General features: G+C 39.8%; 24 protein-coding genes and 1 other annotated feature. Of the genes, 17 read left to right on the top strand and 7 right to left on the bottom strand.

Annotation, left to right across the window (positions count from 1 at the left end):
• Nucleotides 1–84: 84 nt before the first annotated feature.
• The 4 genes from EV579_RS03865 (at nucleotide 85) to EV579_RS03850 (ending at nucleotide 4,732) form a co-directional block, all read left to right on the top strand.
• Nucleotides 85–1,719: a peptide-binding protein gene (locus EV579_RS03865; protein ID WP_024425049.1), complete on the top strand. Its 1,635-nt coding sequence runs from the start codon at nucleotides 85–87 to the stop codon at nucleotides 1,717–1,719.
• 230 nt (nucleotides 1,720–1,949) lie between these two features.
• The gene (locus EV579_RS03860) at nucleotides 1,950–2,900 is read left to right on the top strand and encodes an ABC transporter permease (protein WP_024426486.1); all 951 of its coding nucleotides are present in this window, start codon (nucleotides 1,950–1,952) and stop codon (nucleotides 2,898–2,900) included.
• Between the two features lie 33 nt (nucleotides 2,901–2,933).
• Entirely contained in the window at nucleotides 2,934–3,833 is a 900-nt protein-coding gene (opp4C, locus tag EV579_RS03855) for an oligopeptide ABC transporter permease (protein ID WP_080769820.1), read from the top strand.
• Between the two features lie 146 nt (nucleotides 3,834–3,979).
• Complete coding sequence (locus EV579_RS03850; RefSeq protein ID WP_024425047.1) at nucleotides 3,980–4,732, top strand: YjbA family protein; 753 nt, start codon at nucleotides 3,980–3,982, stop codon at nucleotides 4,730–4,732.
• A 35-nt stretch (nucleotides 4,733–4,767) separates the two neighbouring features.
• On the opposite strand, the gene trpS is transcribed toward EV579_RS03850, so the two are convergent.
• A complete protein-coding gene (gene trpS, locus EV579_RS03845) occupies nucleotides 4,768–5,763 on the bottom strand; it encodes a tryptophan--tRNA ligase (protein ID WP_024425046.1) in 996 nt (331 codons plus the stop codon).
• Nucleotides 5,764–5,816: 53 nt separating this feature from the next.
• Nucleotides 5,817–6,037, bottom strand: a binding site (T-box leader).
• Between the two features lie 482 nt (nucleotides 6,038–6,519).
• On the opposite strand from trpS, the gene EV579_RS03840 reads away from it, so the two are divergent.
• The 8 genes from EV579_RS03840 (at nucleotide 6,520) to spxA (ending at nucleotide 13,850) form a co-directional block, all read left to right on the top strand.
• Nucleotides 6,520–8,157, top strand: a complete 1,638-nt coding sequence (locus EV579_RS03840) for a peptide ABC transporter substrate-binding protein (protein ID WP_024425045.1) — start codon at nucleotides 6,520–6,522, stop codon at nucleotides 8,155–8,157.
• 116 nt (nucleotides 8,158–8,273) lie between these two features.
• Nucleotides 8,274–9,218, top strand: coding sequence for an ABC transporter permease (locus tag EV579_RS03835; RefSeq protein WP_024425044.1), 945 nt, complete (start codon nucleotides 8,274–8,276; stop codon nucleotides 9,216–9,218).
• Between the two features lie 3 nt (nucleotides 9,219–9,221).
• The gene (locus tag EV579_RS03830) at nucleotides 9,222–10,139 is read left to right on the top strand and encodes an ABC transporter permease (RefSeq protein WP_024425043.1); all 918 of its coding nucleotides are present in this window, start codon (nucleotides 9,222–9,224) and stop codon (nucleotides 10,137–10,139) included.
• A gap of 12 nt (nucleotides 10,140–10,151) precedes the next feature.
• The gene (locus EV579_RS03825; RefSeq protein ID WP_024425042.1) at nucleotides 10,152–11,231 is read left to right on the top strand and encodes an ABC transporter ATP-binding protein; all 1,080 of its coding nucleotides are present in this window, start codon (nucleotides 10,152–10,154) and stop codon (nucleotides 11,229–11,231) included.
• A 1-nt stretch (nucleotide 11,232) separates the two neighbouring features.
• Nucleotides 11,233–12,153 (top strand): ABC transporter ATP-binding protein, encoded by a 921-nt coding sequence (locus EV579_RS03820; RefSeq protein ID WP_024425041.1) that lies wholly within the window; start codon nucleotides 11,233–11,235, stop codon nucleotides 12,151–12,153.
• Nucleotides 12,154–12,257: 104 nt separating this feature from the next.
• Nucleotides 12,258–12,545, top strand: coding sequence for a hypothetical protein (locus EV579_RS03815; protein WP_044334753.1), 288 nt, complete (start codon nucleotides 12,258–12,260; stop codon nucleotides 12,543–12,545).
• A 137-nt stretch (nucleotides 12,546–12,682) separates the two neighbouring features.
• The gene (locus EV579_RS03810) at nucleotides 12,683–13,261 is read left to right on the top strand and encodes a GNAT family N-acetyltransferase (protein WP_024425040.1); all 579 of its coding nucleotides are present in this window, start codon (nucleotides 12,683–12,685) and stop codon (nucleotides 13,259–13,261) included.
• A gap of 193 nt (nucleotides 13,262–13,454) precedes the next feature.
• Nucleotides 13,455–13,850, top strand: coding sequence for a transcriptional regulator SpxA (gene spxA / locus EV579_RS03805; RefSeq protein WP_003211421.1), 396 nt, complete (start codon nucleotides 13,455–13,457; stop codon nucleotides 13,848–13,850).
• A gap of 39 nt (nucleotides 13,851–13,889) precedes the next feature.
• Here the strand turns inward: spxA and EV579_RS03800 are convergent, their stop codons facing one another.
• Entirely contained in the window at nucleotides 13,890–14,555 is a 666-nt protein-coding gene (locus EV579_RS03800; protein WP_024426476.1) for a TerC family protein, read from the bottom strand.
• Between the two features lie 263 nt (nucleotides 14,556–14,818).
• On the opposite strand from EV579_RS03800, the gene mecA reads away from it, so the two are divergent.
• The 4 genes from mecA to pepF all read left to right on the top strand — a co-directional run bounded on the left by mecA (nucleotide 14,819) and on the right by pepF (nucleotide 20,456).
• Nucleotides 14,819–15,484: an adaptor protein MecA gene (gene mecA / locus EV579_RS03795; RefSeq protein WP_024425038.1), complete on the top strand. Its 666-nt coding sequence runs from the start codon at nucleotides 14,819–14,821 to the stop codon at nucleotides 15,482–15,484.
• 87 nt (nucleotides 15,485–15,571) lie between these two features.
• Nucleotides 15,572–17,092 (top strand): cardiolipin synthase, encoded by a 1,521-nt coding sequence (cls, locus tag EV579_RS03790; RefSeq protein WP_024426475.1) that lies wholly within the window; start codon nucleotides 15,572–15,574, stop codon nucleotides 17,090–17,092.
• A 162-nt stretch (nucleotides 17,093–17,254) separates the two neighbouring features.
• Nucleotides 17,255–18,415, top strand: coding sequence for a competence protein CoiA (locus EV579_RS03785; protein WP_133743988.1), 1,161 nt, complete (start codon nucleotides 17,255–17,257; stop codon nucleotides 18,413–18,415).
• Nucleotides 18,416–18,629: 214 nt separating this feature from the next.
• Entirely contained in the window at nucleotides 18,630–20,456 is a 1,827-nt protein-coding gene (pepF, locus tag EV579_RS03780; RefSeq protein WP_281733681.1) for an oligoendopeptidase F, read from the top strand.
• Between the two features lie 107 nt (nucleotides 20,457–20,563).
• On the opposite strand, the gene EV579_RS18950 is transcribed toward pepF, so the two are convergent.
• The 5 genes from EV579_RS18950 to EV579_RS03760 form a co-directional block, all read right to left on the bottom strand.
• Entirely contained in the window at nucleotides 20,564–20,737 is a 174-nt protein-coding gene (locus EV579_RS18950; RefSeq protein WP_166644684.1) for a hypothetical protein, read from the bottom strand.
• A gap of 296 nt (nucleotides 20,738–21,033) precedes the next feature.
• Nucleotides 21,034–21,945, bottom strand: coding sequence for a ClpXP adapter SpxH family protein (locus EV579_RS03775; protein ID WP_024425033.1), 912 nt, complete (start codon nucleotides 21,943–21,945; stop codon nucleotides 21,034–21,036).
• Nucleotides 21,942–22,340, bottom strand: a complete 399-nt coding sequence (locus EV579_RS03770) for a globin domain-containing protein (protein ID WP_008355333.1) — start codon at nucleotides 22,338–22,340, stop codon at nucleotides 21,942–21,944. The genes EV579_RS03775 and EV579_RS03770 overlap by 4 nt, the downstream gene beginning before the upstream one ends.
• A gap of 275 nt (nucleotides 22,341–22,615) precedes the next feature.
• Nucleotides 22,616–23,383 carry a lytic transglycosylase domain-containing protein gene (locus EV579_RS03765; protein ID WP_024425031.1) on the bottom strand — a complete coding sequence of 256 codons (768 nt, stop codon included), beginning with the start codon at nucleotides 23,381–23,383 and terminating at the stop codon, nucleotides 22,616–22,618.
• A 21-nt stretch (nucleotides 23,384–23,404) separates the two neighbouring features.
• On the bottom strand, nucleotides 23,405–23,983 hold the full coding sequence (locus tag EV579_RS03760) for a CYTH domain-containing protein (RefSeq protein WP_034282049.1): 579 nt from the start codon (nucleotides 23,981–23,983) through the stop codon (nucleotides 23,405–23,407).
• 237 nt (nucleotides 23,984–24,220) lie between these two features.
• Between EV579_RS03760 and EV579_RS03755 the strand changes: the two genes are divergently transcribed.
• Nucleotides 24,221–24,586, top strand: coding sequence for a UPF0738 family protein (locus EV579_RS03755; protein ID WP_024425029.1), 366 nt, complete (start codon nucleotides 24,221–24,223; stop codon nucleotides 24,584–24,586).
• Nucleotides 24,587–24,599 lie beyond the last annotated feature (13 nt).

Genomic DNA, 24,599 nt, shown 5'->3' with positions numbered 1-24,599 from the left:
CAAGCTTGTATGATCTCATCTTTGAGAGGGGGGATGAAACAGGATTCGGTCATTATTTTAAAAAAAGAATAGGGGGAATTGTCTATGAAAGGTAGAAATAGAAAGTCCATTCTGGTCAGTTTACTGCTGATTTTTACATTAATCCTTGCTGCTTGTTCTGGTGGAAATAAAACGTCTGGAGACAGTGAAAAGAAATCCACAGGTAAACCGGTACAAGGCGGCGATCTTGTCATCGGTTCAATTGCAGAGCCAACATTATTTAACTCGCTGTATTCTACAGATGTGGCAAGCTCTGATATTGAAGAAAGAATCTACAGCTTCTTACTTCAAACAGACGGAAAGCTCAACCCTCAGCTATCGCTGGCAGAGGATATTAAAGAATCTGATGACGGTAAGCAGTTTGATGTCACCATTAAAAAAGGTGTGAAGTTTCATGATGGTGAAGAACTGACTGCTGATGATGTTGTGTTTACATACAGCATACCAATCAATAAGGACTACAACGGGGAGCGCGGATCAGGCTTTGAAGTTTTAGAGTCTGTTAAAAAGACAGGGGACTACTCGATCGAATTCAAGCTCAATAAAAAAGATCCTTATTTTTATAATGTCACACTAGGAAGCTACGGTATTTTACCTAAGCATATTTTAGGTGATGTGCCTATAAAAGATCTCGGTGAAAACGAATTTAACCGAAAAAAACCAATCGGTTCAGGTCCATTTAAATTCGCAGAATGGAAAGAAGGAGACTACGTCAAACTAGAAGCCTTTGACGATTATTGGGATGGACGTCCTTACCTTGATACTGTCACCATTAAAACCATTCCTGATCAGAATGCAGCGATTGCCCAGCTGTCAGCAGGAGATATTGATTTCTTTGCTGTACCAGGATCCGAGCTGCAAACAGCTGAAAAAGTGAGCAACATTAAAATCGAATCTGATCTAGGACTCAATTATTCATACATTGGCTGGAACCAGAAAAATGAACTCTTTAAAAGTAAAAAGGTCCGCCAAGCGCTGACACATGCCATTGATCGTCAAACGATTGTTGACCAAGTGCTAGATGGAGACGGCAAAGTAGCCAATATTCCAGAAAGTCCGCTGTCCTGGAACTATCCAAAGGATGAAAATGTTCCAGTGTTTGAGTTTGATCAAGAAAAAGCGAAAAAGATGCTGAAAGAAGAGGGCTGGGAGGATACAGATGGAGACGGCTATCTTGATAAGGATGGCAAGAAATTCTCCTTTGTCATAAAGACCAACCAAGGAAATAAAGTTCGTGAAGATATCGCTGTCGTTGTCCAGCAGCAGCTCAAAGAAATCGGTGTGGAAGCGAAGCCGCAAATTGTGGAATTCAGTGCACTCATTGAGCAGACGACACCGCCTAAGTGGGATTATGATGCGCTGCTGCTCGGCTGGAGCCTTGCGACATTCCCTGATCAATTCAGCATATTCCACTCAAGCCAGTCAGAAAAAGGCTTAAATAACATCTGGTATAAAAATAAAGAGGTCGATAAGCTGTTAGTTGATGCTAAAAACTTAAGCGATCGAAAAGATTATTCAAAGGCATATGAAAAAATTTATAAACTGATCGCAGAGGATCAGCCGTATACGTTCCTTTACTATGCTAACTCACATCGTGCTATGCCATCTAATCTCCAAGGCTACTCTTACCACCCGAAAGATGAATATTACAAAATTGAAAAATGGTGGCTTGAACAGTAGGCTGATAGTGAAGAAGGGGGGGATTCTCCCCTTTCACCGTGAGAACAATCCCTTGCATTCGGTGTCAGTTCTCTGCGTGGGTGCTAAAAAGATCACTTCGTTCGCTCCGCCATCAGCACGAGAATTCAAGGGTTTTCAGATCACGCTGAAAAGCAGACAAAGGGCTAAAATAACATCATTTTGGCCTTTTTTTCACAGAATGGCGATCCGATGAAAAAGGAGTTGTGCATATGGTTACATATATCATTAGAAGGACATTACTCTCCATTCCCATTTTATTAGGGATTACCATCTTGTCCTTTGCCATTATGAAAGCAGCACCAGGCGATCCGATGTCACTCATGATGGACCCTACCATTAGTGCGGCAGACCGGGAAGCCTTTATTGACAAGTACGGCTTGAACGATCCTGAATATGTGCAATATATGAAATGGCTTGGCAATATGCTTCAAGGTGACTTTGGCACATCCATTGTCAAAAAGGGAACACCCGTGGCTGATTTGATTTTTGCCCGGCTGCCAAATACCCTCATCCTCATGATCTTTTCTACATTAGTTGCCCTGCTGATCGCCATTCCATTTGGTGTCCTTTCAGCAAAACGTCCATATACAAAGCTTGACTATGGTATTACGGTTACATCTTTTATCGGACTGGCTATTCCAAACTTTTGGTTTGGTCTCATCCTCATTATGGTTTTATCCGTGAACCTGGGTTGGTTTCCAACTGGCGGAGTTTCTACCTTGAATGCCGATTTTAATGTGTTAGACCGGCTCCATCATATCATTTTACCTGCCTTTGTTTTAGCAACGGCTGATATGGCAGGGCTGACCCGGTACACAAGGTCGAGTATGCTTGATGTGATGAGGCAGGATTACATTCGCACAGCAAGAGCGAAAGGCTTTAGAGAAAACAAAGTCATTTTTAAGCATGGTTTAAGAAACGGTCTTATGCCTGTCATAACGATTTTCGGATTGATGATACCATCTTTTATTGGCGGCGCAGTCGTGGTGGAACAAATCTTCACCTGGCCTGGACTTGGAAAGCTGTTCATTGATTCTGCCTTTTCGAGAGATTATCCGGTCATTATGGCAATGACCGTTATTTCCGCAGTGCTTGTGGTGGTTGGAAATTTAATAGCGGATATTTTATATGCGATCGTTGATCCGCGTATTGAATATTAGAAGGGAGCTGAAGCACAATTGGCACAGCCTAATATGGGAACACCTCCTGTTGATATCAAATTAAAGGAGGGCCTTCCGCCAAAGCCTGAGACGATGCTGCGTTTGTTTTGCGAGAAATTTTTCAAAAATAAATTGGCGGTTGCCGGCTCCGTGATCTTATTGATCATTATTTTTTCTGCCATTTTCGCTCCAGTGATCGCTCCATATGCACCAGAGCATCAAGATTTATTGAAGCGGCTCCAGCCGCCGAGTGCTGAGCATTTTATGGGCACAGACAAGTTTGGCCGTGATATTTTCTCAAGGGTGCTATATGGCGCGCGGGTCTCTTTGTTGGTTGGTTTCGTTTCAGTGGTCGGTGCAATCACCATTGGCACTGTCGTTGGCGCGGTCGCGGGGTATTTCAAAGGGTTTGTTGATTCCTTGTTAATGAGGTTTGTGGATGTCGTCTTGTCGATTCCAGACATTTTTCTATTGATCACGCTCGTCACCATTTTCAAACCGGGCATTGATAAATTGATTTTAATCTTTGCTTTGACAGGCTGGACAACAACCGCCAGGCTCATACGCAGTGAATTCTTATCACTTCGAACAAGAGAATTCGTCCTCGCGGCGAGAACCATTGGAACGAAAAATCATGTCATCATCTTTTCGCATATTTTACCGAACTGTATCGGTCCTATTATTGTATCAGCTACATTAAAAGTAGGCTCCGTCATTTTAGCTGAATCAACACTCAGCTACCTTGGCTTTGGTATTCAGCCGCCAACAGCAAGCTGGGGCAACATGCTGCAAGATGCACAAAATTTCTCGATTATGGTGCAAGCGTGGTGGTACCCGCTTTTCCCAGGTTTACTCATTTTGCTGACTGTTTTATGCTTTAATTTTTTAGGAGATGGGCTGAGAGATGCGCTTGATCCTAAAAAGCTGAAATAAAGTTTAAAGGGGCTCTGCGGTTTCTGAACGAAAGAAAGACATGAAGCCATCATATACTCACGTTGAAGTTTTGATAAAGTTGGAATAATTTCTCTATCCCTTGCCCATACTGTGGACAACAGTTTTTATAAAGTGAGGGATTGGTTATGTTATTTCTTCATGACGTATGGGTGAATTGGTTTGAAGGGGAAGAAAATGGCTACAATGTGTGTCATTTTCATGAGTGGCGTAAGGAGGACAGCGTTGAACTGTTAGATCAAGTGCCTTTACTTAAGGTGCAGAGTCCTTTGTTTGATTACATAGAAAATGATCTTTCAGAGCTGCCAAAGACGCTGCTAGAGTCTGTATTTGAGAAATCTTATATACGAAAAAATCATGAACGCCGTAAATTAGAGTATTGCTTTGTGGTCACAGACGGCATTCGAATTATTGCTGTAGATACGATTGGATATTCCATACCTGTGAGAAAAAGCCGCTTGATCCCAAGGCAGGAGCAATTGGTGTATGAAATGGTGAAAGATGTGAAGGCAGAGGAATATGAATTTTCTAAGGACAGCCTTGAATCGACGAAAGAGTATCATATTCTATCACTGCCGCCGCAGCATATCAGCGGATTAACGAGAAAAGAAAGACAGCTGAAACAACTGATGTTTATGGCGCTCGATCAATTAAAAGGGCTTAAAAACAGGGCGGAGATTGCGTATTGGTATACGGAATGGAACCCGCGCATGTACAACCAAATCAAACGAATGTCTTTCGAAGAGATTTGGAACATGCTTTACAATGAAACGATTGATGGGTGGTCAGATAATCATTTAGCCTTCTGTGAAAAAATGATTAAAGGACAGCCTTTTTTCGAAAAGCTTTGGGAAATGGAAAACGAATCAAAAGTAAATTAGAAAAAGCTTGCAGCGAGTCGTGCTGCAAGCTTTTTTTATTTGCGTTTTCTGCCAAGACCCATCGCATTCTCCATTTTTTTCAGCATTTTGTTTGCTGCGCGGTTTGCTTTTTCAGCACCTTCGTCTAGAATGCGGTCAAGCTCGTCTGATTCAATGAGTTCATAGTATCGATCTTGAATTGGTTTTAAAGCATCAACGACAACGTTCGCAAGATCTCCTTTAAACTCACCATATCCTTTGCCTTCGTACTTTTGCTCCAGCTCTGCAATGGATATGTTGCCTAATACAGAATAAATCGTCAGCAAGTTGGCTATACCAGGCTTGTTCTCTTTGTCATACTTGACGATGCCTTCTGAATCCGTCACAGCACTTTTAATTTTCTTTTCAAGCTGCTTTGGTTCATCTAATAAGGTAATGAAAGATTTTTGGTTCGGATCGGATTTGCTCATTTTTTTCGTTGGATCTGTTAAAGACATAATCCGTGCGCCTTCTTTTGGAATTTTCACTTCAGGCACAGTGAAGATGTCATTGTACTTTCGGTTAAAGCGTTCAGCGAGCGTTCTAGTCAATTCAAGATGCTGCTTTTGGTCTTCTCCAACAGGGACTAAATCAGTACCATATAATAAGATATCGCCAGCCATTAATGGGGGATACGTTAATAGGCCTGAAACAACTGCTTCTTTACCAGCGGATTTGTCCTTAAATTGGGTCATTCTTTCTAATTCCCCAATATAAGCAACACATTGAAGCATCCATCCTGCCTGGGCGTGAGCAGGTACCTCTGATTGGATAAACAATGTCGCTTTCTCTGGATCAAGACCAACAGCTAAATAAAGAGCTGCTAAGCTTCTAATATTTTGACGGAGAGCTAATCGATCCTGACTCACTGTAATCGCATGTTGATCGACAACACAAAAATAGCCATTATAGTCATGCTGCAAATCGACAAATTGCTTCATTGCTCCAATATAGTTCCCTAATGTGACAGAACCGCTCGGCTGAATGCCTGAAAAAATTGTCTTCTTTGTCATACTAAAACCTCTTTTCTTCAATATAAAAAGGTCCACCCATCACTTTTCAACAGAAAAGGGACGAATGAACCGTGGTACCACCCTTGTTATTTCACATAGAAATCACTCAAGACGTTGATAACGGAGACTGCTCCGTCTAAGCCTACTCACTTTTTTAGAAGTGTTCGGTTAGCTGCTCCAAAGCCCATTCCATACATGCCATTATCTGCTCACACCAGCCGCAGACTCTCTGTAAATGGTGAATATATGTACTCTTCTTTTTCATCGCAACAATATGTCTATCTATTATAAAGGATGACCATGAAAAAGTCACGAAGCCATTATGTGACCTTCTCATCATGCCTATCGACACTTAAAATTTTAGATAAAATACCAAATATCTGTCAGAATTTTTTAAAAAAGGATGATTAATTATATGTATAAAACATTATTCCTGCTGAATTTGTTAAATTATTTTAATCAATTTACGCTTTAATTTGTTGAAGTGATTGAGACTTTAGTTTATAAAAATCCCTCTTTATCCCCATTTACGTTTTTAAAAAATATATGAAATTGATATTGCAATAAATTATTCTATTCATTATAATGAATTTGTTCACACGTTTGTGCTAGGCTCTTTACATAGTGAAAATTCAGAAAAAACAAAAGAAATAGAAAGTGAGCTATTTAGGGACTTTTTTACGCTATTTCTTAAATCTGAATCTCATCTTCTATCGAGACCTTTGAACTAAAAACATATTATAAGGGGGAATACAGTTGAAAAAGCGTTGGTCTGTTGTTACTTTAATGCTTATTTTCACACTTGTATTAAGCGCTTGTGGTTTCAGCGGAAACAAATCAGGCGACAGCACGAGCAGTTCTGGAGAGGCTAAAACAACATTAAATGTGAATATCTCCACTGAGCCTTTTTCTCTACATCCGGGATTGGCAAATGATTCAACTTCAGGTAGTGTCATCCGTCAGACTTTTGAGGGATTAACAAGAATTAACGCTGAAGGAAAGCCAGAAAATGCAATGGCTTCTGATATCAAAACAAGTGCTGATGGTAAAACTTATACATTCACACTTCGTGATGCAAAATGGTCTAATGGTGACCCTGTAAAAGCAGAAGATTTTGAATATGCTTGGAAATGGGCATTAGATCCTAAAAATGAATCTCAATATGCTTACCAGCTTTACTATATTAAAGGTGCTGAAGCAGCAAACAAAGGGAAAGCGAAAGTTGCTGATGTTGGCATTAAAGCTAAAGACGACAAAACGCTTGTAGTTGAGCTAGAGAACCCAACACCGTTCTTTACTGAACTAACTGCATTCTATACTTATATGCCAGTCAACAAAAAAGTGGCTGAAAAGAATAAAAACTGGTACACAAATGCTGGTGAAAACTACGTATCTAACGGACCATTCGTTCTTTCTAAATGGAAACATGGCGGTTCTATCACGCTTGAAAAGAACAATGAATACTGGGATAAAGATACTGTGAAATTGAAAAAAATCAACATGTCTATGATCAAAGATACAAACACTGAACTTAGCATGTTCAAAAAAGGTGAGCTTGACTGGGCTGGTTCTCCGACTGGAAGCCTTCCAACTGAGTCTTTAAAAACATTGAAAAAAGAGGGCGGTCTGAAAATCCAGACGATCGCTGGTATCTATAACTACAAATTCAACACAGAAGTAAAACCTTTAAACAATGCAAACATCCGTAAGGCCCTTGCATACTCAATCAACCGTCAAGCGATCGTTGACAAAATTACGCAAGGTGAACAAGTTCCAGCAATGGCAATCGTTCCACCAACAATGGAAGGATTCACTGATAACAAAACTGGCTACTTCAAAGATCATGATGTAGATACAGCTAAAAAGCTTCTTGAAAAAGGTGCGAAAGAATTAGGTTATAAGTCTGTTTCTGATCTTCCAACATTGAAACTTTCTTACAACACAGATGAAGGCCACCAAAAGATTGCACAAGCAATTCAAGAAATGTGGAAAAAAGATTTAGGTGTGAAAGTTGAACTTGATAACTCTGAGTGGAACGTATACATCGACAAAATCCACAGCGGAGACTACCAAATCGGACGTATGGGCTGGTTAGGTGACTTCAACGATCCAGTGAACTTCCTTGAGCTTTACAAAGATAAAGACGGTGGAAACAACGACACTGGATGGGAAAGCAAAGAGTACAAACAATTGTTGAATGATTCTGCAAAAGAAACAGATAAAACGAAGCGTGAAGAAATGCTGAAAAAAGCAGAAGAAATCATCATCAACGATATGCCTGTAGCACCAATTTACTTCTACACTCAGCTTTGGGTACAAGATCCAAAACTTAAAGGTGTAGTTGTATCTGGACTAGGTGATGTTCAATACAAATGGGCACATTTCGAAAAGTAAGAGTAATAGTGTAAGAGATCTACGGCAAGGATCTTAAGGTATATGGAGGATGTCTCTCCATATACCTTTCTTGCTGATTAGAGAAATTGTTGTAAAATCATGGAGGTGCAATTCCGTTGCTTAAATATATCGGTAAGCGATTAATATATATTTTAATCACACTGTTTGTTATTGTAACTGCAACTTTCTTTCTCATGCAGGCAGCACCTGGTGGTCCATTCTCTGGAGAGAAGAAACTTCCTGCTGAAATTGAAGCAAACCTAAACGAGCACTACGGATTGGACAAGCCCTTATTTGTTCAATATGTAAACTACCTAGGTTCAGTTGCAACATTAGATTTTGGTCCCTCATTTAAATATAAAGGACAAACTGTAAATGACTTAATCAGTTCTGGATTCCCCGTTTCCTTTACCCTCGGAATTGAGGCAATTCTCCTCGCATTAGCATTTGGTGTATTGTTTGGGGTCCTTGCAGCGCTCTATCATAACAAGTGGCAAGACTATACGATTGCCATTTTAACGATCTTTGGAATTTCAGTTCCAAGTTTCATTTTAGCGGCGCTACTACAATATGTATTTGCATCTGAGGCAAGTATTATAGCGATCTTCCCAGTTGCAGGATGGGAGTCTTGGGCAAGCACCGTACTACCTTCTATTGCACTTTCCTTCATGCCAATGGCATTTATCGCTAGACTTGCACGGTCAAGTATGCTTGAAGTACTAAATAGTGACTACATTAGAACGGCTAGAGCGAAAGGCTTAACAAAATCAGCTGTGACGATCAAACACGCCATCCGAAACGCATTGTTACCTGTTATCACATACATGGGACCAATGGCTGCTTCAGTTTTAACAGGTAGTTTTGTCGTTGAGAAGATTTTTGGTATCCCTGGATTAGGCTCTCACTTTGTCACAAGCATTACAAACCGTGATTACACCGTCATCATGGGTGTTACAGTCTTCTACAGTATTATTCTATTAATCAGTATTCTAGTCGTTGACGTCCTCTACGGTATTATCGATCCTAGAATTAAACTGACGAAGGCGAAGAAAGGGGTCTAACACATGGAAGAGATGAGAAAAGATTTATTTGTGCCTGCGACAGCTGACGCAGCAGAATCTGAAAAAATTTCTAAACCTAGTCTATCTTTATGGAAGGATGCCATGCTTCGCTTCCGTGCCAATAAACTTGCAATGGTTGGACTTACAATCATTTTTATTATTGTGATGCTGGCCATCTTTGTTCCGATGTTTTCTAAATATGATTACTCCACGACCGATTTGCTGAATGCTGACCAGCCGCCTTCAAAAGAGCACTGGTTTGGTACAGATGATTTAGGACGTGACATGTTTGTCCGTACATGGGTCGGGGCAAGAATTTCGATCTTCATCGGCCTTGCTGCAGCGGTCCTTGACGTGATCATCGGTATTATCTGGGGAAGTATTGCTGCGTTCAAAGGCGGCCGTACAGATGAAGTGATGATGCGTATCGCAGACGTTTTATGGGCAATTCCAACACTATTAATGGTTATCTTAATGATGGTTGTTCTGCCAAAAGGATTATTAACGATTATCCTCGCCATGACAGTCGTAGGCTGGATTAACATGGCACGTATTGTTCGGGGACAGGTTTTACAATTAAAGAGTCAAGAATACGTTCTTGCAGCACAAACATTAGGTGCGAAAACATCTAGACTTTTATTTAAACACTTAATTCCAAACTCAATGGGACCAATTCTTGTGACGATGACATTAACGATTCCTTCTGCTATCTTCACAGAGGCATTCCTAAGCTACCTAGGGCTTGGTGTACCGGCTCCGTTAGCGAGCTGGGGAACAATGGCGTCTGATGGAATTCCAGCCATGACGTACTACCCTTGGAGATTATGGTTCCCAGCCGCATTTATCTGTATTACAATGTTTGGTTTTAACGTGGTTGGAGACGGACTAAGAGACGCTTTAGATCCGAAGTTGCGTAAATAAGGAGTGATTAGGATGGAACGTGAACGTATTCTAGAGGTGAAAGATCTTGCAATCTCATTTAAAACATATGGTGGAGAGGTTCAAGCCATTCGTGGTGTGAACTTCCACTTAAATAAAGGCGAGACACTTGCTATTGTAGGTGAATCTGGCTCTGGTAAAAGTGTGACATCACAAGCGATCATGAGATTAATTCCGATGCCGCCGGGTTATTTCAAGCGCGGACAGATCCTGTTTGATGGCCAAGATATTGTCAAGAAAACTGAGAAACAAATGCAAACCATTCGAGGAAAAGATATCTCAATGATCTTCCAAGATCCGATGACATCTTTGAATCCAACGATGAAAGTCGGGAAACAAATTACAGAAGTGCTGTTCAAGCATGAACAAATTTCAAAAGAAGCGGCTGAAAAAAGAGCCATTGAACTATTGGAGCTCGTTGGAATTCCAATGCCTGAAAAAAGAATCAAACAATATCCGCACGAATTTAGTGGCGGGATGAGACAAAGGGTTGTCATCGCCATGGCGCTTGCAGCAGATCCAAAGCTGCTGATTGCCGATGAGCCAACGACTGCACTTGATGTAACAATTCAAGCACAAATTTTAGAATTAATGAAAGAAATTCAGCAAAAGGTTGACACTTCGATTATCTTTATTACGCATGATCTAGGTGTTGTTGCCAACGTCGCTGATCGTGTAGCTGTTATGTATGCAGGACAGATTGTGGAGACAGGGACTGTTGATGAAATTTTCTACAATCCTAAGCATCCATATACATGGGGACTTTTAGCATCCATGCCGAGTCTTGACACAGATGGCGGAGATGAAGGAAAGCTGACTGCCATTCCAGGAACACCGCCAGATCTGACAAACCCGCCGAAAGGAGATGCATTTGCACTCCGCAGCGATTATGCAATGAAAATTGACTTTGAACAAGAACCGCCAATGTTCAAAGTATCAGATACGCATTATGTGAAATCATGGCTACTTCATCCGAATGCACCTAAAGTTGAACCGCCTGCTTCTGTAAAGGCGAGAATGCGTGAACTAGAAGGTAGCTACGAAAAACCTGTATTAGTAAAAGAGGGTGAATAGCATGGCAGAAAAACTGTTAGAAATCAAAAATTTGAAACAGCATTTCCATACAGCAAGAGGAACTGTGAAAGCAGTTGATGGGGTTTCATTTGATATTTACAAGGGTGAAACGCTAGGTCTTGTAGGTGAGTCTGGTTGTGGTAAATCCACTACGGGCCGTTCGATCATTAGACTTTATGATGCGACAGATGGTGAAGTTCTTTATAAGGGCGAAAATGTACACGGGAAGAAATCAAGACAAAAAATGCTTGAGTTCAACCGTCAAATGCAGATGATCTTCCAAGATCCATATGCTTCACTCAACCCTAGAATGACAGTGCTTGATATCATTGCAGAGGGCATCGACATTCATGGCCTTGCAAAAACAAAACAGGCGCGTAAAGAGCGTGTGTACCAATTACTTGAAACTGTTGGCTTGAACAAAGAGCACGCGAACAGATACCCGCATGAATTCTCAGGCGGTCAAAGGCAGCGTATCGGAATTGCACGTGCATTAGCAGTAGAGCCGGATTTCATCATCGCCGATGAACCAATCTCTGCATTAGACGTGTCGATCCAAGCGCAGGTCGTCAATTTATTGAAAGAGCTTCAAGAGGAAAAAGGTTTAACGTACTTATTCATTGCCCATGACTTGTCCATGGTAAAATACATCAGCGATCGTATCGGCGTGATGTATTTCGGAAAATTGGTTGAACTGGCACCAGCGAATGAATTATACGAAAACCCGCTTCATCCATATACAAAATCATTGCTGTCTGCGATTCCGCTTCCAGATCCTGATTATGAGCGTAACCGCAAACGAATCAAGTATGATCCATCTGTTCACAAAGGAACAAACACCGAGTTCCGTGAAGTGAAGCCAGGTCACTTTGTGAGCTGCACAGAGGAAGAATTCAAAGAGCTACAGGCGAAACAATCATAAGAAGGAAGAAGCACTGCTAAGTCAGTGCTTCTTTTTTTATTTTACAAAAAAACAAGATGATGGTAATTTTTAGTTAAGTACAAGCAGATACCGGAGGAAATCAAATGTTAAATTGGAAAACCTTTCGTTATTCATTGCTCCATGTTCTCATTGTATTTATGCTTTTTTCAACGTCTTTTTTCAGGAAACCAAACGGAGGAAAGTGGATGCTCGCGTTTATGGTGCTCATTGGGATTGTGTCTTTTTCAGTGGAATATATGCTTAACCGAAAGACAAGCGGTCAGAAGCAAGAAGCACGGCGTGTAAAATATCTTTATTTCATCATGCTTCAAATTGCCATGACACTTATCCTGTTTGTCTGCATTCAACTCGTCATGAATCGTTCGTTATAAAACTTTTTTTGCGTTAATTGAAAAAAAGTGAAACTACTTTAGACTTTGCTGCGTCTTACTAGTACAGGCGTTTAAATAGCAGGAAATCGGGAATATCTAAGGAAGTGGTTCTTAACTATAGCATAAGGAGCAGATCCATGAATTGGTATGAAAAGCTCAGTGAATATTTCCCGATAGAAGAAATGAAGTCAAAAGAGCATATGGAAGCTTTATTAAAGGAAAGAAGTGATATTTATCATAAGGAGGAAGGACCTCATCATGTGATGATGTACGCCGAATTTGATTCTTTCATCTTTATTGATTATTTATTTGTTTCCAAAGATGCAAGAGGTGAAGGCCTCGGGTCAAAGCTTATTCATAAGCTGAAGGAAAAAAAGAAACCGATCTTGCTTGAGGTCGAGCCTGTAGATGAAGATGATGCAGATACTGCAAAACGCCTAAAGTTTTACCAAAGAGAGCACTTCAAGCATGCAGAATCAATCGGTTATAAACGCAGGTCACTTGCAACAAATGAAGTGAACCGCATGGAAATTCTTTATTGGTCTCCTCTTACAAATCATGAGGAAGAGATCATGGAAGCCATGAGGAAGACCTATGAACGAATCCATACGTATAAAGATGAAGAATGGTATGGACAATCGTATGAGGATGTTGATGATGTATTGAAGATCATTGAAAATAGAAAGCAAAAAAATATTTTCGATCATCTCGACTAAATGAGAATGTTCTGACATCCAGCAGCACCACAAAATGAATGAAATTGTCTAGTTTTTGTCACAAAAATTGCAAGAAAATCTGTTCACACTTACTTTTTTATAGTATAATCACTATAAAGATTACTTATTTAGAACAATTTTAATTTAAGAATACAGATCAATATTCATTCTACAAATTGAGGAGTGAAGATTTATGGTAACATTATACACATCACCAAGCTGTACATCATGTAGAAAAGCAAGAGCGTGGTTAGAAGAGCACAATATCCCATATCAAGAGAGAAACATTTTTTCTGAGCCTCTTTCAATCGATGAAATCAAAGAAATTCTTCGAATGACAGAAGACGGTACAGACGAAATTATCTCAACACGTTCAAAAGTATTCCAAAAACTAAATGTCAATGTTGAGACAATGCCGCTTCAACAATTGTATAAACTAATCAATGAGCATCCAGGTCTTTTGCGTCGTCCAATTATCTTGGATGAAAAAAGATTACAAGTTGGGTACAATGAAGATGAAATTAGACGTTTCTTACCAAGAACGGTTCGTACATTCCAACTAAGAGAAGCTCAGCGACTTGCTAACTAATAAAAACACGAAAAGCTGCCGATCATTTGGCAGCTTTTTTTATTTGTTTTCAGCCGTTTGTTCGTAAAAGAGGCTTGCTAATATGACCGTAATGACGGTTAAAAACGGAAGCATCAATTCAAGCGTGGCATGCTGTGACATAAATTCAGTCAATTTCACATCACGCACAATCATTTCTCCGCCAGTAAAGGCCAAAAGCGCACTTCCTCCGTATAAAAGAAACGGAAATTTAGTTAAAGCTGCATGAATCAGCTTGCTTCCCCAAATAATAATCGGTACAGAAATCATGAGGCCAAAAGCGGTCAGAATCATGTTGCCTTTTGCCGCACCTGCAACTGCGATGACATTATCAAGTGACATAAAGAGGTCTGCAATCACAATGGTTTGAACCGCACGCCAAAGGGAGCCGCTGCTCTTTATCCGAATCGATTCCTTCTTTTGTTCAATTAACAGATTGTATCCTATATAAAGGAGAAAAAGACCGCCAATAAACTGCAAATAAGGGATAGTCAATAAATATACTGCGGCACCAGTCATTGTAATTCTCATCAGAACGGCCAAAAGAGTGCCGATCCAAATGGCTTTATTGCGTTTGTCATGTGATAAACTTCGACTGGCCATCGCAATGATGAGCGCATTATCTCCGCCTAAAATCAGGTCTATGCCAATAATCATCAGTAAGGATACGATCCACTCTGTTTCCATCCATTTCACCTCTTGTCCTAATAGAGCTCGTACAACCAATATATGAAGACAATTCAAATATATGTTTCTGCAAGTTTTCTCTGCAAAAAATGCGTTTTTATTTCTTTTATTCATGTTTTATCATAAAATAGACAGTACGAAGCAATACCTCAATTCTTTAAACGGTTAACATGTAGACGGAACGGGTAAAGTGTAGTAAAGTACTATTAATTGGGAGCTTGTATGTCCCTTCAACATCTTATATAGAAGGGAAGGTTGGCAAAATGGAAATCGAAAGAATAAATGAACATACAGTAAAATTTTATATTTCCTACGGTGATATTGAAGATCGCGGATTTGACCGTGAAGAAATTTGGTATAATCGTGAGCGCAGTGAAGAGCTGTTTTGGGAAGTAATGGACGAAGTGCACGAAGAAGAAGAATTTGCAGTAGAGGGGCCGCTTTGGATTCAAGTACAGGCACTTGATAAAGGTCTTGAAATTGTCGTGACAAAAGCCCAACTTTCTAAAGATGGACAAAAGCTCGAATTGCCGATTCCAGAAGATAAAAAAGATCAAACAGATGAAGAAAGCTTAGACGCACTGCTTGATGATTTTCATAAAGAAGAGCAAGATCAAGAAGACCATAATGAGAAGGACAAAAAACTTCAACTTCAATTCGTGTTGAAAATGGATGACTTTGAAGATTTGATTGCACTTTCTCAATTAAATATGCAGGATTTTACCACAAGTTTATATTCGTTTGAAAACCGTTATTATCTATATGTTGACTTCCACGAGGATTTGTCAGATGAGCAAGTGGAGAATAAGCTCAGCATTTTGCTTGAATATGCTCATGAATCAGTGGTCAGCATCTACAGACTGAAAGAATACGGTCAGCTGATTATCGAAGGGAATGCCCTTGAAACGATTCAACAGCACTTCTCGTAACTCACAAAAAGTCGATTTCTATAGAGGAATCGGCTTTTTTATCTGAATGAATAGGTAAATAAAGAGATCGGCAAGGAGAAAAATGAAATGAGAAATGTAGTCAAAGTTCTATTTTTTCTAATCATTACGATAGGTGCTTATTTAATCATCCAATTGATTGTCGGTGATTTAGCGGTAAGTGTATTAAGTTCTGTCAGTGTTCTATTTACTTTATCGATTATTTTCATCGGATTTGTTATTTTCTTGGAGAACCGGAATCCGTCTCAAACGATTACATGGCTTGTCCTGCTTGGCAGCTTTCCGTTATTCGGCTTTTTGTTCTACATTTTCTTTGGACGCAATATTAAAAAGCGCCGGCTGTTTGAAAAGAAGGCGGTATTGGACGAGAAGTTAATCCAGGAAGATGAAAGTATTCATAGAGAAGCAATTGAAAAAATGACGCATATGGGTGATCATCAGCAGCTCTTATTTAAGCTGGCCCACAGACTTGGACATACTCCTATTACATATCGCACGTCCTCTAAAGTCTTAACCAATGGTGAAGAAACATTCTCTCATATTTTTGAAGAGATTAAAAAAGCAACACATCACATTCATTTAGAATATTACATTCTCCGCCACGATGACCTTGGCCAAGAATTAAAGGACATTCTCATTGAAAAAGCGAAAAATGGCGTGATTGTCCGCTTTTTATATGACGATGTAGGAAGCTTAAATCTCTCCCGTCAATATATTGCTGACCTAGAAAAGGCTGGCGTTCAGATCGTTCCGTTTTTACCAGTAAGGCTCCCCCTTTTAAATAATAAAATCAACTTCCGAAATCATAGGAAAATTGTCGTGATTGATGGGGAAGTGGGATTTGTCGGCGGGCTTAACATTGGAGACGAATACATGGGCAGAAGCAGACAATATGGATTCTGGCGTGATACTCATTTGATGATTAAGGGCGAAGCTGTTCGTGACCTTCAGCAGATTTTCATGCAAGATTGGTATTATATGACGAATGAAAGATGCTCTGGTGTGGACTATTTCAAAGATTTCAGCCACCTTGAGAGTACAACAGAAGGCGTACAAATGATTGCTGGCGGGCCTGACAAGCAGTGGGAGGTCATTAAAAATCTCTTTTTCTCCATGATCATCTCCGCCAAAAAGTCCATCTGGATCGCTTCACCGTATTTTGTGCCGGATGATGATATTTTGTCCGCATTGAAAATTGCCGCATTGAGCGGAGTAGATGTACGGATTATTGCTCCAAAGAATCCAGATAAACGGATTGTTTTCCATGCGTCTCGTTCATACTTCCCGGAGCTTCTTGACGCAGGGGCAAAGGTGTACGAGTATGATCAAGGCTTTATGCATAGTAAATTTATTATTGTGGATAGCGAGCTGGCTTCGATAGGAACGGCAAACATGGATATGAGAAGCTTTCATTTAAACTTTGAAGTGAATGCCTTCCTCTATAAAACAAAAAGCACCGAGAAGCTCGTCAACGATTTCTTAGGTGATTTAGAGCAGTCACATGAAATTGTTCCAGAAGAGTTTGCAAAGAGACCTTTGGGGGTCAGACTGTTTGAATCAACAGCAAGATTATTATCACCACTTTTATAAAGATTGTATTTTCCCCCTTTTCTATAAGGGGGATTTTTAATTTTCCTGAAGAGAGGATCATTAAAATCATCTTTTGACACGGTAAAAATTCATTTTGCCTTTTCGCTTCCTTATAGACGAACAAGCTATAATACGGTCATCAAAGAGCGAGGGGCGAACTGAATGAATACAGCAATGATGGATAACGGTAAGCTTATCCGAATGACACATCATTTATCGAAAAGCCGTCTGGAGCATGTAAGAACGACGTGCAAATTTTATTGTCCTGAGTGCAGGGAGGAGGTGCAATTAAAGCTAGGGGAGCATCGTGTCTATCATTTTGCGCATAAACAGCTGACAGCATGTCCGTTAGCCTCTGGCGAAACGGCTTATCATCAGGCGGGAAAGGAAGCTATTATGAATTGGCTGAAGGGGCTTGGACATAAACCGGCGCTGGAAAAGTATATGTCAAAAATTCATCAGCGTCCTGATGTGACCGTCTCTATAGGAAATGAAACTTATGCAATCGAATTTCAATGTGCAAATATTTCCCGGCAAGAGCTTCGCAGAAGAACAGCAGGTCTCCGCGAGGCAGGGCTCTTTCCCATATGGATGATAGGGGCAAATCGTTTAAACCGAAAATCTGCCCAGCTTTTTTCTTTCTCCTCCATTCATTGGGGAATTTTAAGGGAATCAGAGGAAAGGCGGTTGATTTTTTTCTGCCCGATCCAGAATAGGTTCATCCATCTTGATCAAATCCTTGTGTTTCAATCAACGAAAATATGTGCGGCAATGACTGTCAGACCACCTTCAGCATACCGCGAAATTCCGGCATTTCTATCTCCGCCTTCAAGCAAGCGTCAAGTAAACCAACAATGGATTAAATGTATACAGCAATTTAGGTTGCGTCCTCCTCGCATTTTATCAAATGAAAGCAAACGTTTGAGAAATATTTTTTATGAGCATCATCAAACAGCATTCCCTTTTTTGCCAACTGAATTATTTATTCCAGTGCAAGAAGCGTATATTTTTACAAGTCCCGTGTATGTTTGGCAGGGGTGTCTCTATGATTGGATGATGAGGAAAAAAGGAAGCGGAAGAGTGACAATTCAGCAGCTAATGATGGAAATCAATCGATGTGTGCAAATGAAAGAAGTGAAACTCCGATATGGCGATGTTTCAAGAGAAGAAATAAAAGAGGTGGTCACTGCATATGTAAATGCGCTTGTAAGACAAGGGTTTTTACATATGACGAAAGAGGGTAATTATGAAGTATCGTCGAATCAAATGCCAATACGAACACTAGATGAAGTGTTAAAACGAGATGCTTTCTTATTTCATTAGCATGTTTCATAACCACTTTGATCATGATAAGAAAAAGGTGGTGCTGCTATTGAATCAAAAGAAACGCTTTTTTCTCATTTTTTTAGTCTGTTTGGTATTTATTTCTGCATATGATTTGACAAATATAGTTCAAAACAAAGAAGATAAATACAACACCAATTTCTTTCACTTTCCGAAAGGTTGGTTCAACACAACTCAAGCAAGGGGGATTCATATGACTTCACAAAACAAAAACAATCATCTACCAGACAGAAGCGAAGTAAAAGAAGAAAACAAATGGCGCCTTGAAGATATTTTTGAAAGCGTCGATGCATGGAACAAGGAATTCGAAGCGGTCAAAAAAGAAATTCCGAAGCTGGCACAATTTAAAGGCAAGCTGGCCCATTCTGCTGATGTCCTGTATGAAGCCCTAACCTTTCAGGATCAACTTTCTGAAAAGCTTGGCAAGCTTTATACATACGCGCACATGAAATACGATGAAGATACAACGAACTCATCCTTTCAGGCGTTAAATGATAAAGCCTCGAATCTATTTACACAGCTGTCTAGTACATCTGCTTATATTGTTCCAGAGATTTTATCAATTCAAGAAGATAAATTGCAGCAATTTATTCTGGAAAAAGAAGAATTAAAACTGTACTCACATGCTCTCGAAGAAATTAATAAAGAGCGTCCACATATTTTAAGTGAGGAGCAAGAAGCTTTATTAGCTGAGGCCTCTGAACCACTTTCATCTTCATCTACTACTTTTAGTATGTTTAACAACGCCGACATTTCTTTTCCTTCTGTAAAGGATGAGAATGGGGAGGAAAAGAAGATTACCCACGGCAACTTTATCACATTTTTAAATAGTGATGATCGTGAAGTGAGAAAGAATGCCTTTAAAGCTGTGTATAAAACGTATGATCAGTATAAGAATACACTTGCTTCTACACTGAGCGGTTCAATTAAGAAGGATAATTTTTATGCAAAAGTACGAAATTACAAATCGGCAAGAGAAGCGGCATTATCAAGAAACAGCATCCCGGAAGAAGTGTATGACAATCTAATTGATACAGTTCATCAATATTTACCGTTATTACACCGTTATATTGAATTACGTAAAAAGGTATTAAAGCTTGATGAAGTGCACAATTACGACTTGTACACACCACTTGTGAAAGATGCTGGCATGAAGCTCACCTACGATGAAGCAAAGGATTATATGCTGAAAGGGTTAGCCCCATTAGGAGAAGAATATGTGTCCGTGTTAAAAGAAGGACTCGAAAATCGCTGGGTAGACGTTTATGAGAATAAAGGGAAACGAAGCGGTGCTTATTCATCTGGGAGCTATGGTACAAATCCATATATCCTCATGAACTGGCAAAATAATATTGATAATTTGTTTACACTGGCTCATGAATTTGGGCATTCTGTACACAGCTACTATACAAGAAAGCACCAGCCATATCCGTATGGAAACTATAGTATCTTTGTAGCTGAAGTGGCTTCCACTACAAATGAAGCGTTACTAGGCGAATACCTGCTTAATCATTTAGACGATAAAAAACAGCGTTTGTATGTATTAAACCACTTGTTAGAAGGATTTAGAGGAACGGTATTTAGACAAACGATGTTTGCTGAGTTTGAGCATCTTATTCATGTGAAAGCACAAGAAGGAGAGGCTTTAACGCCAGAATTTATGACGAACCTTTATTATGACCTGAACAAGAAGTACTTTGGTGACGGCATGGTGGTTGATAAGGAAATCGGATTAGAGTGGACGAGAATCCCTCATTTCTATTACAACTATTATGTGTATCAATACGCGACAGGCTATAGCGCGGCGCAGGCATTAAGCAAGCAAATATTACAAGAAGGAAAACCAGCGGTAGAGCGCTATACCGATTTCCTTAAAGCAGGAAGCTCTGATTATCCAATCAATGTGCTGAAAAAAGCAGGGGTTGATATGGCTTCAAAAGAACCAATCGAAGCAGCATGTCAATTGTTCGAAGAAAAACTAAAAGAAATGGAAGAGCTCATCTCCAAAACAGGTGAGTAATGAAAAGACTTCTGTCAGACGTGTGAGTGCTATCTCATCTTTTGACAGGAGTTTTTTTCTCATAAAAAAAGACCTCTTCAGATGTCGAGGCCGTTCCATGTCAATCATCATCCTTTAAAACCTCTAAAGGTCCTACGGTGATTCATTCGATAAAGCGTAAAAAGAATCGAAGCAAATAAGAGTGGAGACGTCAAATAAAGAGGAAGCATCTTCATTAAGCCTAATATATTTAAAAAGAAACATAAGCCAATGGCAACAAGTCCAATAGTTGTGCTGCGCATGCAGATCCCCCCATTTTTTTGTTACTTTTACTATATGAAAGTGACAACCCTCTTATGTTTTGTGACAAAAATATGAACATATAGTATATCTGTTGTCATAAGTCGACAAAATTTGATATACTACAGATGTGAAATTAATCACATACAAACATTACCCCTTTGTTTGACCGTGAAAAATTTCTCCCATCCCCTTTGTTGTCGTTAAGACATAGTGAAACCGCGCTTATCCCGGCGCGGTTTCTTCGTATTTATAAACAGAACGAATGTTCCTAGTGAGGGTAAAGAAAAACATGGGGTCAGCACCCATGTTCATTTTCACAGCGATAGACATCAAGATCTGTATGGTGGTCATTCTCTTTATAGCGCCAAAACATTTCTTGCTGCACTTGGACACGTTCTACCTTTTGAGCGAAAGCCAGCTTCTTCATTTCTCGTTCAACTTCTTCAAGCGTCAGGTCATAGACAACGGCTATCTCTTTTGCGGAAGCAAATTGAAAGTAAGCAATAAACCATTCAATTGGAGGCCGTTCTGATGGTGTTGGTTTTTCACCAATCATTTCAAAAAGGATTTCTTCGTAAATATCATAAGAGTAGGCACCTGAAATTTTTAATCCTTCGTCTCCATTTACTGTATTAAAAAAGGCGAAGGTCGGAAGCTCAGATACGTCCATTTCTGCTGCAATTTTCATATCACATTGCAGTGCTTTCACAGCACTTTGAGAATGAATGTCGCGCTGGAATTCCTCGATGTCCAGTCCAGCACTTTTTGCATTTTCTATCAGCACCTGCTCACTTGTGACATCTTGCTGATGGCAAAAAAGTGATTCTTGAATGAGACGCAAAAATTTCATTCCGCATTTTCTGCCTTGAAGCTCCGCTGCTTTTAGTGCGAGTGAGGCGAGGTAGGGTGATGTCACAATTTGTTCAGACAGCATTTGTTCTTTTTTGGTCTGCGTTTTAGTGGCAAATTTCCCCCATGCTTCAGTCAGTAAATGTTTCTTTCTTTTCCGATTCAAAGCATTAATACTAGAACTTGTTACCGTTCGTAAAGTGAAAAAACGGCCATATTTCATTTTCAACTTTTTAATGGACGGCTCTAATAACCAGCAGTCTGGGCTTAGAGGATCAATGAATACATAGATTTCAATCGGCTTTTGAGGATGTCCGTGACAGTGTGAGAAATATTGATCGTGCGTATTGCAGCTCAAGATCGTCCATCCTTTTCAGGTGTTTGGTTGACCATATGACGAGCCGTCAGAGAAAGCCGTTCAAATAAAAAGTCACGAATATCGCCGGTTAATCCTACTTGATCCATTGCATCCTCCATGCATTCAAGCCATGCGTCAGCTCGCTCCTCAGTAATCGGAAAAGGGAGATGTCTCGCCCGCAGCATTGGGTGGCCATGCTCTTCTGTATAAAGCGGTGGTCCGCCTAAATATTGCGTTAAAAACTGTTTTTGTTTTCTTGCTGTTTCTTTTAAGTCATCCGGGAAAATAGGATGAAGCAAAGGATGACACTTTACATTTTCATAAAAAGTATCAACAAGTTGCGATAGAAGTTCCTCTCCAACCGCTTCGTAAGGTGCGTTAAACGATTGTACCATGTTGACTACTCCTTTTACTCGTAGTTAATAGGATGACTCACCCTATTGCGCATTTCATTTATTTCAAAAGTGATATTCAGTTTGTTCTATTTTATTGTTTCTATTCTTGTACTTATTTTAACAACCTCATCTCAATTCCACAAACAAACCGCTTTGGTCTGCTCGAAATAAAGAGAGAATCGGGTTCTGTGATCAATTGACCATATCATAACACATTCAGTCAAAAAAGGGGGAAAAGCGACATACAAAAAACCGAAGAGGTTATTCTCTTCGGTTTAAGCGAAATATTGAGCTGTGATTTTCTTTACATAATTTTGTGTTTCTTTAAATGGAGGAATGCCTCCGTATTTATCTACATTTCCTGAGCCTGCATTATAGGCAGCTAATGCGAGTGAGATATTCCCGTTATATTTATTGAGCATTTGTTTTAAATACTTCGTTCCGCCTTCAATGTTTTGGGATGCATCAAAAGCATTGTTGACGCCAAGTGATTTAGCAGTAGATGGCATGAGCTGCATGAGTCCAAGCGCACCTGCATGGCTGACAGCATTTGTGCGGTAGCCGGATTCCTGCTTGATGACCGCGTGAATCAGCTTTTCGGGAACGCCATGCTTTTGAGCCATTTGTGACACGATTTGATTAATCTCTTTTGAAGATGAGCCGCTGGAGACAGCCTTTTGAAGCGGCGGCGTGTAGCTGTTGTTTAAGACATTTCCAATGCCATTCGCTGTATTTAATTGGTTGTCATTTGCATACAAAGATTGAGCCTCAAGCTGATCACTGCCGGAAGTGGCAGATAAATATGGGTTTGTACGCGCATATTGCGTGTTCGGAGCCGTTGATGGGTCCGTGCCCATAAAAGCAGAGATGGAAAGCGGGAGACGTGATAATTCTGATCCGCCTAAAAAATCTTGCAGCAGCGACTGAAATGAAGCTTGGGCATTCGATTCTTGACCCGCAGACATTTGCGTTTGTGCTGGATCTGTCTGTAACGTTTTAAGCGCTTGAAGCTGCATAAAGGATTGAAGTTGATTGACGTTCATCATGTTCCTCCTTCAAGGAATTCATCTATTCTGTGTTTTCATTTTTTCTTCATAAAAACGAACGACTTTGTTTTTCGTGTTTCGTACTGGAATATGAAATTTGCGGAGCAATGCGGAGAAAGCGGCTTGTCCGATTTCCAGGTCGCTCACTTCAAATTCAAGTTCATAGTCCTCTACTGTTAAATATCGGCTGTGATCCAAAACAATTAAGCCTTCTTGGATCATTTTTTCTGCTCTTGACGTTTCAAGTGAACCAAAGTACACAATTTGATCCTTTTGAATGTTCAGGTGGTCTAATCTGTCCGCAACTTCACCTTCTGGCAGCTTAAAATCGTCAAGTTGAGAAGGGGGAGCGATCGTTTGGTGGGTTTCGAGCAAGCCTATTTCGTGAGGTTCCTTTAATGTGAGCACCCATTGACCGTTTTTTTCTCTCATTCTTAATGCAGCCAATTGAGATTTTATATCAAATTGAGGTGTATCAAAATAATAGTTGGTTTGCGTGTGGAAATCCGCATCCTTCAATTGAAAATGCTGTTTCAGCTGTTCAAATTCTTCTTTCATTAATAATTGCTTTAGTTCGATTTCAATTTCCTGTGCCATTTTGACATCAACCTTTCATTAGAAGAAATATGATTATTGTACATGAAGTGTGTTCACCATGTAAAAGACTGTTTTTTTCACTCTATTTTCAATTTAGGTATGGACCAAAATGAATGAAGAATCTTGGGAAAGGATCATTTAAAAGAGAAAAACAGGATTTTCTCAAAAAGTTCGGTTTATCAATATTGAACTTGATATGATAAAATAAAGCTGTACTTTGTTGTAAAGGAGATCATGATGCAAAACAGAATTGAAATCACAGAAGCAACTTTAAAAGAAGACAGGCTGATTTTGACAATCCAGTCAGAAGAGCAAATCCAAAAAGCAAAAGCATCAGGACAAATGCTTGTTGATTCTGATCACTTTGCGTTCGTTTACATACTTGAAACCGAGGAGTCCTTTTCGTATCTTATTTTAGGGGAACATACATGGGCTCCATTAAAAGAAGCAATGAATCGTGACATCCCTGTCTATTTGGCATCGGATGAATATTCGCTGGAACTCATTCAGCTTCAACAGGAATTACATTATTTAATCGACAATATTAAAGACAATGCCAATTACGGAGATATGGAAGAGAAAGTGAAAAGCACATTCCTCTGAAATAATTAGGTAT

The sequence above is a fragment of the Bacillus sp. BK450 genome, from assembly GCF_004364885.1.
GTDB classification, from domain to species: domain Bacteria; phylum Bacillota; class Bacilli; order Bacillales; family Bacillaceae; genus Bacillus; species Bacillus safensis.
Note: the sequence above shows the minus strand (reverse complement) of the source record. Positions and strands in the feature narration are given on the sequence as shown.

Excerpts from the sequence above, each read along its gene's own strand:
- EV579_RS03850 (WP_024425047.1), top strand. The coding sequence starts at position 3,980 with ATGTTATTTCTTCATGACGTATGGGTGAATTGGTTTGAAGGGGAAGAA.
- EV579_RS03770 (WP_008355333.1), bottom strand. The coding sequence starts at position 22,340 with ATGGTACAATCGTTTAACGCACCTTACGAAGCGGTTGGAGAGGAACTT.
- EV579_RS03785 (WP_133743988.1), top strand. The coding sequence starts at position 17,255 with ATGAATACAGCAATGATGGATAACGGTAAGCTTATCCGAATGACACAT.
- EV579_RS03865 (WP_024425049.1), top strand. The coding sequence starts at position 85 with ATGAAAGGTAGAAATAGAAAGTCCATTCTGGTCAGTTTACTGCTGATT.
- mecA (WP_024425038.1), top strand. The coding sequence starts at position 14,819 with ATGGAAATCGAAAGAATAAATGAACATACAGTAAAATTTTATATTTCC.
- EV579_RS03820 (WP_024425041.1), top strand. The coding sequence starts at position 11,233 with ATGGCAGAAAAACTGTTAGAAATCAAAAATTTGAAACAGCATTTCCAT.
- EV579_RS03760 (WP_034282049.1), bottom strand. The coding sequence starts at position 23,983 with ATGGCACAGGAAATTGAAATCGAACTAAAGCAATTATTAATGAAAGAA.
- EV579_RS03825 (WP_024425042.1), top strand. The coding sequence starts at position 10,152 with ATGGAACGTGAACGTATTCTAGAGGTGAAAGATCTTGCAATCTCATTT.
- pepF (WP_281733681.1), top strand. The coding sequence starts at position 18,630 with ATGACTTCACAAAACAAAAACAATCATCTACCAGACAGAAGCGAAGTA.
- trpS (WP_024425046.1), bottom strand. The coding sequence starts at position 5,763 with ATGACAAAGAAGACAATTTTTTCAGGCATTCAGCCGAGCGGTTCTGTC.
- EV579_RS03765 (WP_024425031.1), bottom strand. The coding sequence starts at position 23,383 with ATGAACGTCAATCAACTTCAATCCTTTATGCAGCTTCAAGCGCTTAAA.
- spxA (WP_003211421.1), top strand. The coding sequence starts at position 13,455 with ATGGTAACATTATACACATCACCAAGCTGTACATCATGTAGAAAAGCA.
- EV579_RS03800 (WP_024426476.1), bottom strand. The coding sequence starts at position 14,555 with ATGGAAACAGAGTGGATCGTATCCTTACTGATGATTATTGGCATAGAC.
- cls (WP_024426475.1), top strand. The coding sequence starts at position 15,572 with ATGAGAAATGTAGTCAAAGTTCTATTTTTTCTAATCATTACGATAGGT.
- EV579_RS18950 (WP_166644684.1), bottom strand. The coding sequence starts at position 20,737 with ATGCGCAGCACAACTATTGGACTTGTTGCCATTGGCTTATGTTTCTTT.
- EV579_RS03815 (WP_044334753.1), top strand. The coding sequence starts at position 12,258 with ATGTTAAATTGGAAAACCTTTCGTTATTCATTGCTCCATGTTCTCATT.
- EV579_RS03755 (WP_024425029.1), top strand. The coding sequence starts at position 24,221 with ATGCAAAACAGAATTGAAATCACAGAAGCAACTTTAAAAGAAGACAGG.
- EV579_RS03830 (WP_024425043.1), top strand. The coding sequence starts at position 9,222 with ATGGAAGAGATGAGAAAAGATTTATTTGTGCCTGCGACAGCTGACGCA.
- EV579_RS03860 (WP_024426486.1), top strand. The coding sequence starts at position 1,950 with ATGGTTACATATATCATTAGAAGGACATTACTCTCCATTCCCATTTTA.
- EV579_RS03810 (WP_024425040.1), top strand. The coding sequence starts at position 12,683 with ATGAATTGGTATGAAAAGCTCAGTGAATATTTCCCGATAGAAGAAATG.
- opp4C (WP_080769820.1), top strand. The coding sequence starts at position 2,934 with ATGGGAACACCTCCTGTTGATATCAAATTAAAGGAGGGCCTTCCGCCA.